8 protein-coding genes, 2 tRNA genes, 2 rRNA genes and 1 riboswitch (1 of these 13 only partly in view) are annotated in these 14,820 nt (G+C 62.1%); of the genes, 8 read left to right on the forward strand and 4 right to left on the reverse strand.

The annotated features are described in order from the left end of the window. Positions 1 to 18: 18 nt before the first annotated feature. Positions 19 to 867: a chorismate mutase gene (locus ACLFLU_RS05395; protein ID WP_426411296.1), complete on the reverse strand. Its 849-nt coding sequence runs from the start codon at positions 865 to 867 to the stop codon at positions 19 to 21. A gap of 161 nt (positions 868 to 1,028) precedes the next feature. Further along, a riboswitch (SAM riboswitch) is annotated at positions 1,029 to 1,108 on the forward strand. 92 nt (positions 1,109 to 1,200) lie between these two features. On the opposite strand from ACLFLU_RS05395, the gene metX reads away from it, so the two are divergent. Together metX and metW are read left to right on the forward strand one after the other, a co-directional pair. Next, a complete protein-coding gene (gene metX, locus ACLFLU_RS05400; RefSeq protein WP_426411297.1) occupies positions 1,201 to 2,403 on the forward strand; it encodes a homoserine O-acetyltransferase MetX in 1,203 nt (400 codons plus the stop codon). A gap of 29 nt (positions 2,404 to 2,432) precedes the next feature. Next, positions 2,433 to 3,095, forward strand: coding sequence for a methionine biosynthesis protein MetW (gene metW / locus ACLFLU_RS05405; RefSeq protein WP_426411298.1), 663 nt, complete (start codon positions 2,433 to 2,435; stop codon positions 3,093 to 3,095). A gap of 104 nt (positions 3,096 to 3,199) precedes the next feature. Here metW and ACLFLU_RS05410 read toward each other — a convergent pair whose 3' ends face one another. Beyond that, positions 3,200 to 4,063 carry an alpha/beta fold hydrolase gene (locus ACLFLU_RS05410; protein WP_426411299.1) on the reverse strand — a complete coding sequence of 288 codons (864 nt, stop codon included), beginning with the start codon at positions 4,061 to 4,063 and terminating at the stop codon, positions 3,200 to 3,202. Between the two features lie 216 nt (positions 4,064 to 4,279). Between ACLFLU_RS05410 and ACLFLU_RS05415 the strand changes: the two genes are divergently transcribed. Further along, positions 4,280 to 4,936 (forward strand): TIGR02594 family protein, encoded by a 657-nt coding sequence (locus ACLFLU_RS05415; protein WP_426411300.1) that lies wholly within the window; start codon positions 4,280 to 4,282, stop codon positions 4,934 to 4,936. A 113-nt stretch (positions 4,937 to 5,049) separates the two neighbouring features. Here the strand turns inward: ACLFLU_RS05415 and ACLFLU_RS05420 are convergent, their stop codons facing one another. Then, a complete protein-coding gene (locus ACLFLU_RS05420; RefSeq protein ID WP_426411301.1) occupies positions 5,050 to 5,838 on the reverse strand; it encodes an MOSC domain-containing protein in 789 nt (262 codons plus the stop codon). Between the two features lie 242 nt (positions 5,839 to 6,080). On the opposite strand from ACLFLU_RS05420, the gene clpB reads away from it, so the two are divergent. Then, the gene (gene clpB, locus ACLFLU_RS05425) at positions 6,081 to 8,720 is read left to right on the forward strand and encodes an ATP-dependent chaperone ClpB (protein WP_426411302.1); all 2,640 of its coding nucleotides are present in this window, start codon (positions 6,081 to 6,083) and stop codon (positions 8,718 to 8,720) included. Between the two features lie 81 nt (positions 8,721 to 8,801). Here clpB and ACLFLU_RS05430 read toward each other — a convergent pair whose 3' ends face one another. Beyond that, the gene (locus ACLFLU_RS05430; RefSeq protein ID WP_426411303.1) at positions 8,802 to 10,865 is read right to left on the reverse strand and encodes a peptidoglycan DD-metalloendopeptidase family protein; all 2,064 of its coding nucleotides are present in this window, start codon (positions 10,863 to 10,865) and stop codon (positions 8,802 to 8,804) included. Positions 10,866 to 11,883: 1,018 nt separating this feature from the next. On the opposite strand from ACLFLU_RS05430, the gene ACLFLU_RS05435 reads away from it, so the two are divergent. The 4 genes from ACLFLU_RS05435 to ACLFLU_RS05450 all read left to right on the forward strand — a co-directional run. After that, positions 11,884 to 13,372: ribosomal RNA gene (locus ACLFLU_RS05435) — 16S ribosomal RNA — on the forward strand. Between the two features lie 191 nt (positions 13,373 to 13,563). After that, a tRNA-Ile gene (locus ACLFLU_RS05440) sits at positions 13,564 to 13,640 on the forward strand. A 113-nt stretch (positions 13,641 to 13,753) separates the two neighbouring features. Then, positions 13,754 to 13,829: transfer RNA gene (locus tag ACLFLU_RS05445), tRNA-Ala, on the forward strand. 402 nt (positions 13,830 to 14,231) lie between these two features. Then, a 23S ribosomal RNA gene (locus ACLFLU_RS05450) occupies positions 14,232 to 14,820 on the forward strand (it continues 2,284 nt past the right edge of the window). Together the 16S and 23S rRNA genes with 2 tRNA genes alongside form the textbook arrangement of a ribosomal RNA operon.

Consider the following 14,820-nt stretch of genomic DNA (forward strand, 5'->3'; position numbering starts at 1 on the left):
GCTAGGTCAGTTCGCGATTTACGATTTCGACCCGGTCGGGCGCACCGTATAGCGCGTTGCGTGGCTGCCGACGAGGGCCGTGGAGCGCACCGAGGCCCCCGCTTCGATCAGGGCAGCCCTGATCTTGTCGATGCTGGTGGCTGATGTGACCGAGACCAGCAGCGCCGCGCCGTCGAAGGCGGTATCTGGCACCGCCACGATCTCGGCGAGCGGCGACAGGGCGCGCGCCACCTCGGCATTCCACCCCGACACGCGCACGCTGAAGGTCTCGACCTCCGTCACCACGGCGCTGTCGGCGACGCGCGAGATCGCGAACACCGGTAGTGCGGCCGGATGGTCGGCACGCTCGACGAAGGGCATCCGCGCGATGATCTTCGGCGCGCCGTCCGCTTCCAGCTCCAGCCACCACGGCGTGCGGCTCGAGGTCGCCGAGACCAGCGCCAGATCGCCCTTGGACATCGCCACCGCTTCGACCGCGGCCTGCGCGCTGAAATGCGCGACGTAAGGAACCGTGAAGCCGAAATGGAAGCGCACGGAATCGCGCATCGCCGGCTCGCTCACCGAGATGTCGGCATGCACTGAGAACGGCGCCTGGACATAGGTGAAGGTCGAGATGATGACGCGCCAGATGCTCTCGACCGTGTCGAGCGGCAGGATGCCGCGATGGCGCTGCACGATGTCACGCATCATGGAGGCTTCGCGCGCCGGGCGGAACGCCGAGCCGACCTCCTGGGTCTGCTTCACTTGGATCAGGCGGTCGATGATGTCGCCGCGCTGCATCAACAGGCGATGAATGCCCTCGTCGATCGCGTCGATCTCCTTGCGCAATTCCTGGAGCGATGGTGGCGCGGGCGGACGTTGGGACATATCTGACGGTTGCTGTTGTGAGGCTGCGGTCGGTGCCCTGATTAGGCAGTCGGAGCGGCGAAAGCAAAGAGAAATGACAGCCTTTTTGGTCGACTTATCAGGGCTGAATTTGGCTCATCCGGACCGCGACTTGACGAAAAGCGCCCAAGCCAGTAGGTTTTTGCCTGTTCCGTGGTCATTTGAGCCGGCCGGCTTGCAGCCACGTTAAAAAACTCGCTAAACAGGCCGGGGACGTTTTCGATCCCGGCCGAACCTATCGTTCAGGCCGGGTTTTTCATGGCCTGATTTCATCGCGATCTCACGTTTGATCGCAAACGAGGTCGATGGTCAGAGATGGTTGGCGTCAAGTCTGTCCCCAGTCCCGCGATCAGTGCCGACGATCGGTCGCATGAGGTCGATCATCCGAGTTCTGAAGTCGCGCAGTTCGGCGCCGACCAGCCGCTGCGGCTCGATTGCGGCATCGATCTCACCCCGTTCCAGATCGCCTACAAGACCTATGGCGAGCTCAACGCCGATCGCTCCAACGCCGTGCTGATCTGCCATGCGCTGACCGGCGATCAGCACGTCGCCAATGTGCATCCCGTCACCGGCAAGTCCGGCTGGTGGGAGACGCTGGTCGGTCCGGGTCGCCCGCTCGATCCCAGCCGCTACTTCATCATCTGCTCCAACGTGATCGGCGGCTGCATGGGCTCGACCGGGCCGGCTTCGATCAATCCCGCGACCGGCAAGGTGTGGGGCCTGGATTTCCCCGTCATCACCATCCCCGACATGGTGCGCGCGCAGGCGATGCTGATCGACCGGCTCGGCATCGACACGCTGTTCGCCGTCGTCGGCGGCTCGATGGGCGGCATGCAGGTGCTGCAATGGACCGCGGCCTATCCGAAGCGCGTGTACTCCGCGCTGGCGATCGCCTGTTCGACGCGGCACTCGGCGCAGAACATCGCCTTCCACGAGCTCGGCCGCCAGGCCGTGATGGCCGATCCCGACTGGCACAATGGCGCTTACGCGGATCAGGGCATCCATCCGCATCGCGGCCTCGCAGTCGCGCGCATGGCCGCGCACATCACCTATCTCTCGGACGCCGCGCTGCATCGCAAGTTTGGCCGCCGCATGCAGGATCGCGAGTTGCCGACCTTCTCGTTCGACGCCGACTTCCAGGTCGAGTCCTATCTGCGCTACCAGGGCTCGTCCTTTGTCGAACGCTTCGACGCCAATGCCTATCTCTATCTCACACGCGCGATGGACTATTTCGACATTGCCGGCGACCATGGCGGTGTGCTGGCGAAGGCGTTCGCCGGAATCGAGACGCGCTTCTGCGTCGTCTCCTTCACCAGCGACTGGCTGTTCCCGACCTCGGAATCGCGTGCGCTGGTGCACGCGCTGAACGCGTCGAGCGCGCGGGTGTCGTTCGCCGAGATCGAGACCGACCGCGGCCACGATGCCTTCCTGCTCGACGTGCCCGAATTCTTCGACATCTCCCGCGCCTTTCTGCATTCGGCAGGCAAGGCGCGCGGGCTCACCGGCAAGAATGACTGACCAAGAATGACTGACGAGGACGGCTAGCGATGTCTGTACAGGAAGTGCTGCCGCTCAATGGCCTCACTGCGGAGCAGTCCGGCCCATTTCGCGCCGACCATCTGCTGGTCGCCGAGATGGTCAAGCCGGGCTCGAAAGTGCTCGACGTCGGTTGCGGCGACGGCGATCTGCTTCAGTTGCTCGAGACCCGCGGTATCGACGGCCGCGGCATCGAGCTGTCGCGCGAGGGCGTCAACCGCTGCGTGGCAAAGGGCCTCGCGGTGGTGCAGGGCGACGCCGACACCGACCTCGTCAACTATCCCGACGACGCCTTCGACTACGTGATCCTGTCGCAGACGCTGCAGGCGACGCGGCAGCCCAAGGTGGTGTTGGAGAATCTCCTGCGCATCGGCCGCCGCGCCATCGTGTCGTTCCCCAATTTCGGCTTCTGGCGGATGCGCCTGCAGCTCCTGGTCGGCGGTCACATGCCGCGCACGGAGAATCTGCCGGCCAGCTGGTATGACACCGCCAACATCCATTTCTGCACCATCAAGGACTTCGTCGAGCTCTGCGACGAAATCCACGTCAAGATGGAACGCGCCGAGGCGCTCGACCTCTACGGCCGCCCGTTGCGGCTGCGGCTGCCCTGGTGGGTGTGGAATCTGTTCGGCGAGCAGGGCGTGTTTCTGCTGAGCCGCGGGCAGGGGAAGTAGTTCGCTGCCCGTAGCCCGGATGGAGCGAGGCGCAATCCGGGGCAGGTTGCGCCGCGTTTAGGAATCCCGGATTGCGCCTCGCTCCATCCGGGCTACGCGACCTCCTAATGCGCCGCCAGCGACCTCGCATCGCGCACCGGCCACCGGCCGGCTTCCACCAGCGTCACAAACCGCTCCACGCTCTCATTGAACAGTGCGGGCTCTTCGAGATTGAGCACGTGGCCTGATTTCGGAAACATCGCAAGCCCCGCTGCCGGAAGATGCTTCTTCAGGAACAGGCTCGCCCCGATGCACGGATCATCCTCGTCGCCGCAGATGATCAGTGCGGGCGTTGCTACCTTCTTGATCGCATTCGTCAGCGTGTAGATCGAGGGACGGCCGCCCTGGAAGCCGCGCATCGTGTTGGCCGAACCCTTGGAATCGTGCCGCGCCAGTGCAGCGTAGAAATCGGCATGACCGCGCGGATCCTTCACCAGGAATGGAATCCGGCTTGGCGCCTCGCGCGTGACTTTTGCGACTTCTGCGGAGCCCAGCGTCTCGAATTGCTCGGCATTGGCACGGCATTGCTTGCGCCAATTGTCGAGGGTCTCGAGCTCCGAGCCCGAGCCGACGCCGGCGAGCGTCATCGACAGTGCGCGATGCGGCGCATTTAATCCGACCTGGAGCGATGAATAGGCGCCCATCGACAGGCCGACGAGATGCGCGCGCTCGACCTTGAGATGATCGAGCACCGCGAGCGCGTCGGTGTAGAAATGTTCGTAGCTGTAGACCTCGCCCGCCGGCACATCAGATAGCGTGTAGCCGCGCGCGGAATAGGTGATGCAGCGATGGCCGCGCGAGAAGTAACGCATCTGCGGCTCCCAATTGGTGTAGTCGGCCGCGAACTCATGCAGAAAAAGTATCGGCGTTCCCTGACCCGCTTCTTCGAAATAGATGCGGACATCGTCCCTGGTCGTGGCGTGGGGCATTAACTCTTTCCCTCTCTTCAAGCCGTGACTTCAGGATCGCAGTTAATGCTGTTGTCCGCAATGAGGCAGCTTCACACCAGCATTGACGCAAAATCATCGCAGCTATTCGCCGCCCTTGGTGTCTTTTTCTCGCCACATCCGGCGGCTTAACGGCCAGACGGATGTCGGCCACCGCACGGGCCGATTGGAAGTGGGGGTGTCAACGAAGGATGAAGAATGTTCGAGTTGTTTGCGTCTCGCCTGTCGCGTTGTGTTGTCGCGCTGGCGATCTTCTTCGCGGCGGTTGCCGCGTTCGTCTCTCCGGCCTCAGCGCGGCCGCATCATCGTCATAGCGCAGAGCGGCACGCTTACGTGCATCACGCCAGACATCATCATTATCGCCACCATGCCAGCGGCTCGCGCTTCGAGCGCAGCGCGGTGCAGTTGCAGGCGAGTGGATTCGCCAACACGCAGGCTAGCTATGATCCCAGCGCCAACACCGGCGGCACGGCCAATATCGGCATGGCTGCAAGCAGCAGCTTTGGCGGTGGATCGGGCCTCGTCTCCGAGGCGCGCCGCTATCTCGGCGGCAACCCGACCGGGCGCGGCAGCCTGTGGTGTGCGCGCTTCATGAACATGGTGCTGCAGCACACCGGCCATCAGGGCACCGGCTCCGATATGGCGAGCTCATTTGCGCGCTACGGCACGCGCGTCTCCGGTCCGCAGGTCGGTGCCATCGCGGTGATGGGGCGGCGCGGCGGCGGCCATGTCGGCATCATCACCGGCATCGACGCGCAGGGGAATCCGATCATGATCTCCGGCAACAACGGCAACCGCGTCCGCGAGGCGCCGATCTCGCGCGGCCGGATCTATGCGTATGTGATGCCGAACTAACGTCCGTCATTGCGAGCGAAGCGAAGCAATCCAGAATCCCTCCGCGGAAATCGTCTGGATTGCTTCGTCGCTTCGCTCCTCGCAATGACGGAATGTGTTGAGGCCGCGCCCCGTCACACCAGCTTCGGCGCTTCCACCGCGACCGCATCCCCCACGCCGATCTCGCCGTCGGCCACCACCTCGGCATAGATGCCGCAGTCCATATGGCCGAGGTTGCGCGACAGCGTCGCTGGTATCTCGAGATCGCGGACGGCGGTCTCGGGATCGACGTTGACGGCCGGGCAGCGGACGATGCGCTTGACCACTTTCAGCCGGGCCTGCCCTATCGCAAGCGTCTCTCCGACCAGGTCGAGCTCGGACCAGGCCGGCCAGCCCGTCACGTAAAGATTGCCGCGGAAGCGCAGGGGATTGACGGCGGTCCCGCCGAGCATGGTCTCGATGGCGCGGACGCTGTTGAGATTGATGATGGAGACGACCTTGCGGGCGACGTCGGAGAAGCTGTGGCCCCGGCCTGACAGCACTTTTGGCGGGCCCTTCAGCTCCGGCTGGAAATTCTCCGTGAAGTAGCCCTCGATGGCGGCGCGGCCTGCCGCGGTCTCGAGATCGCCGCTGGCGACGATCTGGCCGTCTTTGCGGATGGTGAGGCTGTTGGTTGCATCCTCGAACCGGCTGTCGAGGGACGCCAGCCGCTCATTGCGGGCCAGCATCAGAAACTGGATTTTCGGCTTCCACTCCGGAACCTCCGGGTCGAACCCGCTCGGGCCGTTCTCGATGGCGTAGCGGCGGTCGGCGGGGAGGGTCTGGCCGGTTCGCAACGGGACCCGGGGCAGGGCTTCGGGCGTCAGGCCCTTGATCGGGTAGCGGTAGAGGCCGGTGATTTCGGCGGTTTGGCTGGTTGTCATAGGCCTATCTAGGGGATTCGACCTGCGCCCGCCAAGCCGGCCGACCAGCGCACGAAATTGTGAACTCGCCTCTTCCGATCCGAGAACACGCTTCCCACATCTGGGTCAGGCCGGCGCCAGCGTCGGCTGATAACGACCGCTGATGGTTGAGGAACGTCAACGCATCAAGCGGAAACCCAATGAAGATGCCGTTTGGGGTGCCTTAGAGGGCTCCAGGGGCAGGCCGAGGGAAAGAAAAGACCATGAACATCGACAAATATACCGAACGCTCCAGGGGCTTCGTCCAGTCCGCGCAGTCGCTTGCGGTGCGCGAGGGGCATCAGCAGTTTTCGACCCTGCACGTCCTGAAGGTGCTGCTGGACGACAATGAAGGGCTGGCTTCCGGCCTGATTGACCGCGCCGGCGGCAATTCCCGCGCAATTCTGAAGGCGACTGAGGACGCCCTCAACAAGGTGCCGAAAGTTTCCGGTGGCGGTGCCGGCCAGATCTATCTGGCGCCCGAGCTCGCCCGCACTTTCGACGCGGCCGAAAAGGCCGGCGAGAAGGCCGGCGACAGTTTCGTCACCGTCGAGCGGCTCTTGCTTGGGCTCACGCTGGAGAAGACCAGCGAGGCCGGCGCGATCCTCGCCAAGGGCGGCGTCACCCCGCAAAATCTCAACGCGGCGATCGAGGCGCTGCGCAAGGGCCGCACCGCGGATTCCGCGACGGCCGAAAACGCCTATGACGCGCTGAAGAAATATGCCCGCGACCTGACTCAGGCTGCGCGCGACGGCAAGCTCGACCCGGTCATCGGCCGCGACGAGGAGATCCGCCGCACCATCCAGGTGCTGTCGCGCCGGACCAAGAACAATCCCGTCCTGATCGGCGAGCCCGGCGTTGGCAAGACTGCCATCGCGGAAGGCCTCGCGCTGCGCATCGTCAATGGCGATGTGCCCGAGAGCCTGCAGGACAAGAAGCTGCTGTCGCTCGATCTCGGCGCACTGATTGCGGGTGCAAAATACCGCGGTGAGTTCGAGGAGCGGCTGAAGGCCGTGCTCCAGGAAGTCACCGCGAGCGACGGCAATTTCATCCTGTTCATCGACGAGATGCATACGCTGATCGGCGCGGGCAAGGGCGATGGCGCGATGGACGCCTCCAACCTGCTCAAGCCCGCGCTTGCGCGCGGCGAGCTGCACTGCATCGGCGCGACCACGCTCGACGAGTACCGCAAGCATGTCGAGAAGGATGCGGCGCTGGCGCGGCGCTTCCAGCCGATCTTCGTCAGCGAGCCCTCGGTCGAGGACACGATCTCCATCCTGCGCGGCCTCAAGGACAAGTACGAGCAGCACCACGGCGTGCGGATCACCGATTCCGCGCTCGTGGCGGCGACGACGCTGTCCAACCGCTACATCACCGACCGCTTCCTGCCGGACAAGGCGATCGACCTCATGGACGAGGCCGCCGCGCGGCTGAAGATGCAGGTCGATTCCAAGCCGGAAGAGCTGGATTCGCTCGACCGCGAGATTATCCGGCTCAAGATCGAGCAGGAGGCTCTCAAGAAGGAAAGCGACCTCGGCTCCAAGTCCCGTCTCGAGACGCTCCAGAAGGAGCTGGCCGAGCTCGAGGAGAAGTCTGCGGCGCTGACTTCGCGCTGGAGTGCTGAAAAGAACAAGCTCTCCAACGCTCAAAAGTTGAAATCCGAGCTCGACGCCCTGCGCGTCGATCTGGCTGACGCGCAGCGGCGTGGCGAATTCCAGAAGGCCGGCGAGCTGGCCTATGGCCGGATCCCGCAGCTTGAGAAGCAGCTGGCTGACATCGAGGCGCGCGAAAACTCCGGCGAGATGATGGAGGAGGCCGTTACCGCCAACCACATCGCGCAGGTGGTCTCGCGCTGGACCGGCGTGCCCGTCGACAAGATGCTGGAAGGCGAGAAGGAGAAGCTCCTGAAGATGGAGGAGCAGCTCGGACAGCGCGTCGTCGGCCAGGCCGAGGCCGTGCGTGCGGTCGCGACCGCCGTGCGACGCTCGCGCGCGGGCCTGCAGGACCCGCACCGGCCGACCGGATCGTTCATGTTCTTGGGCCCCACCGGCGTCGGCAAGACCGAGCTGACCAAGGCGCTCGCCGAGTACCTCTTCAACGACGAGACCGCGATGGTCCGCCTCGACATGTCCGAATACATGGAGAAGCATTCGGTCTCGCGGCTGATCGGCGCGCCTCCGGGCTATGTCGGTTATGACGAGGGCGGCGCGCTCACTGAGGCGGTGCGACGCCGGCCTTACCAGGTCGTGCTGTTCGACGAGATCGAGAAAGCGCATCCGGATGTTTTCAACGTCCTGTTGCAAGTGCTCGATGACGGCCGGCTGACCGATGGTCAGGGACGTACCGTCGATTTCCGCAACACGCTGATCATCATGACCTCGAACCTCGGTTCGGAGTATTTGGTGAATCAACCCGAGGGCGAAGACACGTCTGCCGTGCGTGAGCAGGTGATGGGGACGGTGCGCGCGCACTTCCGCCCCGAGTTCCTGAACCGCGTCGACGAGATCATCCTGTTCCACCGTTTGCAGCGGAGCGAGATGGGCCGGATCGTCGAGATCCAGTTCGCGCGGCTGCAGAAGCTGCTGACCGATCGCAAGATCGTGCTGACGCTCGACGCTGCCGGCCGCGACTGGCTCGCCGCCAAGGGCTGGGATCCCGCCTATGGCGCCCGCCCGTTGAAGCGGGTGGTGCAGCGCTACCTCCAGGACCCGCTCGCCGAGATGATTTTGGGCGGCGACGTCAGGGATGGCGATCATGTTGCGATCTCGTCGGCAGGTAACGTGCTGACCTTCAACGGCAAGGCGTCGCAGACTGCCGAGATCGCGCAGTTCGAGGCACCGACGTCAAAGCGCAAGCTGAACTGATCGCCGGCCTGCGCCGCGAGATAAAAAACGCCCCGGAGAGATCATCTCTCCGGGGCGTTTATTTGGATAAGGCCGGAAAACTTAGCGGTTGCTGACCTGGAGCGGGCCGCCGGTCGCATCCGACATGCGGGCGATGGCGCCGTTGCGGCCGCTCATCATGCCGTCGAGACGGTCGCGCTCCTTTTCGAAGCCCGTGAGCATCGGCCCTTCCAGCGAACGGCCACGCGGCAGCTTGACGCGCATCGGGTCGACGAAACGGCCATTGACCAGGATTTCGTAGTGGACGTGGGGACCGGTCGACTGGCCGGTCGAGCCGACGAAGCCGATGACCTGGCCCTGCCGCACCTTCTTGCCGGGCTCCATGCCCTTGGCGAAAGCCGACATGTGGCCGTAGGCGGTCTCGTAGCCGTTGTTGTGCTTGATGCGGACGTATTTGCCGTAACCGCCTTCGAGCTGGGCCTTTTCGATCACGCCGTTGCCGGCGGCGAAAATCGGCGTGCCGTAGGCGGTGGCCCAGTCGACGCCGGTGTGCATCTTCACATAGCCGAGGATCGGATGGCGGCGGCCGCCGAAGCCGGAGCGCATGATGGCGCTGTTGACGGGCTTCCTGACCAGGAACTTCTTCGCGCTCTTGCCGGTCTCGTCATAGTAGTCGACGACGCCGTCGTCGGGGCTCTGATAGCGATAATATTTCTTGGTTTCGCCGCCAACCGTGAGCGAGGCGAACAGCACTTCGCTCTTGTCGACCGCGGTCGAGCCCTCGTCTTCGCCGGCGTAGAACACGTCGAACGAGTCGCCCGGCGCGACCTTGCGCTGGAAATCGACGTCGTAGGAGTAGATCTTGATCATGTCGTCGATGACCGGCATCGGCACTTTGTTGCGCATCGCGGTCTCGTAGATGCTCTGGTAGAGCCGCACGCCGGTACCGTCATCATCGTCATCGTCGTCGCTGTTGGCGTTGGCCGTGGCGTCCGCGACGGTGTTCATGCTGGAAACGTCGACCGCGACGTATTTGCCGAGATCGGACAGCGCCGCGATCGCCTCGACCGTGGTGTCGTTGGCGACGACGACGCGATAGGGCTGCAGCCGGGCACCGGGGCTTGCGGGCGCCATCAGGATGCGAAGCTTTTCGCCTTCCTTCAGGCCGCCGTCGCGGCCGCGGGGGCCGAGCGTCGCAGTGATCGATTTGATTTCGTCCGCCGTGGCGCCGAGATCGCGCAGCACCGAACCGACGCTGTCGCCTTTCTTGACGACGTGGACGCGCTCGCCGTTGGGATTGCCGCCGGTGATCTGCTCTTTGGTCTTCGGCAGCAACGTGACGTTTTCCGGCACCACGCGGGTCTCGAAGCCGGCATAGGGATCGGACGGCGACACTTCGGTGGCGTAGGCCATCTTCATGTCGGACGCGCCGGTCGCGCCGGAGATGTCGGCGGTGGCGTTGGCAAGCGAGGCGTAGCGAACCCCGCCATTGCCGCGCCAATTGGCGGCATCGCGCACCCGCATCAGGATGTCGTCGAGCGCCACCACGGCGGAAATCTTGGCCTTCGGCAGCACCGGCGAGAGGTCCTTGGTGACGAAGGAGACCTCGGCATCGGGCTCAACGGCTTCAGGATTGTTCGGATCGTCGGTCGCGGTCTTCGGATCGGAGCCGACGTCGGTGAGCATACGCTGCGCGTTGAACGGCGGAATCTTCGCCGACAATTCGCTCGTCGTCATCGACAGATTGCCGGCGATCCGGACGAAGGGGCGCACGCGCATCACGTCGCGGTTGCCGACGCGGGCGACCGTCGAGACGCGGACGATGTTGCGCGACGCGGTGGAATCGTTCGGCGGCGGCAGGCGGTCGCTCTTGTGCAGCGTGGCGGCGCGATCGCCAGCTCCGAATGCACCGCGCAGCGCGCCTTCGACCCGCTCCGGCACCTTGGCGAAGGTCATTTCGCCGTCGAGAGATGCGAAAACGGCGCCGCCGATCAGGGCTGCGCCGCAGAGTCCGGTCAGAATTGTGCCGCTGAACCATTGCACGGAGACGCGACGGCGATCGATGACGGCGGCTTCGGAACCGTCGACGGACAGCGGCGGCTCGTGACCGAGATCGATAATCCCGGTCTCACGCCCGTAAGCGCCGCGTGACGTCCTCTGGTTCAACCCAAGTCCCCCAATCAACGACCCGAAACCCTTCGCACCAAACTTCTCCCTGGTCGCCCTCTTGCAGGGGGATCGCGGGAAAAGCCGTGCCGCACAGGTGCTCGCGCTCAGAAGGCCCCGATGAGGGCCCGGCCGAAATTACGAACAGCTGGGCAGGTGAAGGTCTCTCGATGTCTTTCGAATGTCCGAAGAAGGCCGCGTCATCATCAGATCGCCTTCTCTGGACCCCATCAAAATCGCAGGCAGCCCCCACTGGCATCCGGCGATTCAAGCTTGTGTCTTACCAGAACGCCGCGGGATTGTGGCTCTAGTACGGCGCCAAACATGGAAAAAGTTTCCTCAACGGCCGGGCGCGCGGGCCTTAGGCCGAGCGGCGCCGCCAGCCGCTTCCGGAGTCCCCGCCCGGGCCTCGCCGGAGCCCCTTCCGAGCCCCTTCCGGCCGCCCCGGGAGCCAAACTTTTTTTCAGATTTTTTCCCGGGCGGCTTCGTTTCGTCGAACCCATGGTCTTCTAATTGACTGGAATAATTGGATTATTTTCGACAATCCACTGTGCGACGATTTGTTGACGATGGGCGTTGACAATCCCGGGCGGGGGGGCCTATAACCCGACCACTGAGCGCGGCGCCGCCGGGTCACTGACCAAGGCGAGCGAACGCGCCACTGATGCTCCTCACCTCGTTGAGTGCACAACAGCCGACACAAATCGGTTGGAGTTCATTCGTCGCCGGTAAGGGTGTCGGAACCCTTCCACTCTGGAAGGATGGGGCCTCCTGGTCCCGGGCTGTTTGACAAGTGAAGATGAAGAAAGAGAAACGTGGACGGCGGAGTCCTTGCGGGTCTCGCTTCCGGAAAGCTTCGGCTTTTTGGTTCGAGACCGGACGAAAGACTTCGGCGGTACACGTTTCAAAGGAAACACCATCGTTGCCCGCGATGTGAATCGCAGGCAGCACATCGACTTCGGTCGATAATGGTGGGACCTCGTCAAACGTTGTGATCAGCCGGTTCAAAGTTCAAGTCCAACTTGAGAGTTTGATCCTGGCTCAGAGCGAACGCTGGCGGCAGGCTTAACACATGCAAGTCGAGCGGGCGTAGCAATACGTCAGCGGCAGACGGGTGAGTAACGCGTGGGAACGTACCTTTTGGTTCGGAACAACACAGGGAAACTTGTGCTAATACCGGATAAGCCCTTACGGGGAAAGATTTATCGCCGAAAGATCGGCCCGCGTCTGATTAGCTAGTTGGTAGGGTAATGGCCTACCAAGGCGACGATCAGTAGCTGGTCTGAGAGGATGATCAGCCACATTGGGACTGAGACACGGCCCAAACTCCTACGGGAGGCAGCAGTGGGGAATATTGGACAATGGGGGCAACCCTGATCCAGCCATGCCGCGTGAGTGATGAAGGCCCTAGGGTTGTAAAGCTCTTTTGTGCGGGAAGATAATGACGGTACCGCAAGAATAAGCCCCGGCTAACTTCGTGCCAGCAGCCGCGGTAATACGAAGGGGGCTAGCGTTGCTCGGAATCACTGGGCGTAAAGGGTGCGTAGGCGGGTTTTTAAGTCAGGGGTGAAATCCTGGAGCTCAACTCCAGAACTGCCTTTGATACTGAAGATCTTGAGTCCGGGAGAGGTGAGTGGAACTGCGAGTGTAGAGGTGAAATTCGTAGATATTCGCAAGAACACCAGTGGCGAAGGCGGCTCACTGGCCCGGTACTGACGCTGAGGCACGAAAGCGTGGGGAGCAAACAGGATTAGATACCCTGGTAGTCCACGCCGTAAACGATGAATGCCAGCCGTTAGTGGGTTTACTCACTAGTGGCGCAGCTAACGCTTTAAGCATTCCGCCTGGGGAGTACGGTCGCAAGATTAAAACTCAAAGGAATTGACGGGGGCCCGCACAAGCGGTGGAGCATGTGGTTTAATTCGACGCAACGCGCAGAACCTTACCAGCCCTTGACATGTCCAGGACCGGTCGCAGAGATGTGACCTTCTCTTCGGAGCCTGGAACACAGGTGCTGCATGGCTGTCGTCAGCTCGTGTCGTGAGATGTTGGGTTAAGTCCCGCAACGAGCGCAACCCCCGTCCTTAGTTGCTACCATTTAGTTGAGCACTCTAAGGAGACTGCCGGTGATAAGCCGCGAGGAAGGTGGGGATGACGTCAAGTCCTCATGGCCCTTACGGGCTGGGCTACACACGTGCTACAATGGCGGTGACAATGGGATGCTAAGGGGCGACCCTTCGCAAATCTCAAAAAGCCGTCTCAGTTCGGATTGGGCTCTGCAACTCGAGCCCATGAAGTTGGAATCGCTAGTAATCGTGGATCAGCACGCCACGGTGAATACGTTCCCGGGCCTTGTACACACCGCCCGTCACACCATGGGAGTTGGTTTTACCTGAAGACGGTGCGCTAACCAGCAATGGAGGCAGCCGGCCACGGTAGGGTCAGCGACTGGGGTGAAGTCGTAACAAGGTAGCCGTAGGGGAACCTGCGGCTGGATCACCTCCTTTCTAAGGATGATCCTTCAGCGAGCTTCGGCTCACTATCGGATCGTTTTAGAAACATCAGGGGCCAACAGATCGCCAGATCGTTGAGCTCCATTGGCGGGATTTCGCCGTCTACGTTTCTCTTTCTTCGCGGACGAACACGCGCTGGGCCTGCATGCGCAGGATCCCATGGTCCTTGACGGGATATGCGTTAGGGGCTTGTAGCTCAGTTGGTTAGAGCGCGCGCTTGATAAGCGTGAGGTCGGAAGTTCAAGTCTTCCCAGGCCCACCACGCTTCGCCGTTGGCTTCGCGTGGCGCTGCCACGCAGGACAATGAAGCGAAGCGTGTCCGGCATAGCCCGAAGGGCGACGCCGGACTTGAGAGGCGCTTCGTCTTCTGGTTACGGGGCCATAGCTCAGCTGGGAGAGCGCGTGCTTTGCAAGCATGAGGTCGTCGGTTCGATCCCGTCTGGCTCCACCAGATGGTTTGATCACCAACGGCACAACCGTCGTCCGCGAAACATCACTTCGCATCCTGCTAGTCTGGATAGACAGCAGTTTGCGTGATTTCTGACATCGTAAAGAGGAGATCGATCCGAGTTGGATCGTGCAGAGAATATCTGCGCGAGACTTCATTATCTCCGGATCATTTCGGCGCTCATGCGTCCTTCAAGGTAGCCCTCGTGGTTACTTCGAAAGACAAGTGAGTTGTAAATGATCCTTTTAGCGAAGCTTGACCGCCTCGCTATCGGAACGATCTTACGAAGCAAGCTGGTCTTTCTAATCATTGTCCGGCTGCAGATAGCGTTCATCGAGGGCGCGTGCCGCAAGGTAATTCTGCAGACAACATTCTGCCGAGTGTGTGGACATTGATAATGAGAGCAATCAAGTGCCTTAAGGGTGTTCGGTGGATGCCTTGGCGCTGAGAGGCGATGAAGGACGTGCTACGCTGCGATAAGCCGTGGGGAGCTGCGAAGAAGCTTTGATCCGCGGATTTCCGAATGGGGAAACCCACCTTCGATAGCCGGAACTCCAAGACCTTTGTCGAAAGACATCGGTGTGGGGTTCGATCAGATAATGTGAGAAGCCAGGCCTTTAGATTTCGATCGAAGAGGTTTTGGATTTCCGGTTATCAAGAGAAGGTATGAGACTTCTGAATACATAGGAGGTTTCAAGCAAACCCAGGGAACTGAAACATCTAAGTACCTGGAGGAAAGGACATCAACAGAGACTCCGTTAGTAGTGGCGAGCGAACGCGGACCAGGCCAGTGATACATCAAAGACAATCGGAACCAGTCAGGAAAGCTGGGCCTCAGAGGGTGATAGCCCCGTACGAGTAATGCGATGATGTATCCACGAGTAAGGCGGGACACGTGAAATCCTGTCTGAACGCGGGGGGACCACCCTCCAAGCCTAAGTACTCCTCAGCGACCGATAGTGAACCAGTACCGTGAGGGAAAGGTGAAAAGCAC

This window comes from Bradyrhizobium ganzhouense, from assembly GCF_049949285.1.
Classification (GTDB): Bacteria; Pseudomonadota; Alphaproteobacteria; order Rhizobiales; family Xanthobacteraceae; genus Bradyrhizobium; species Bradyrhizobium ganzhouense.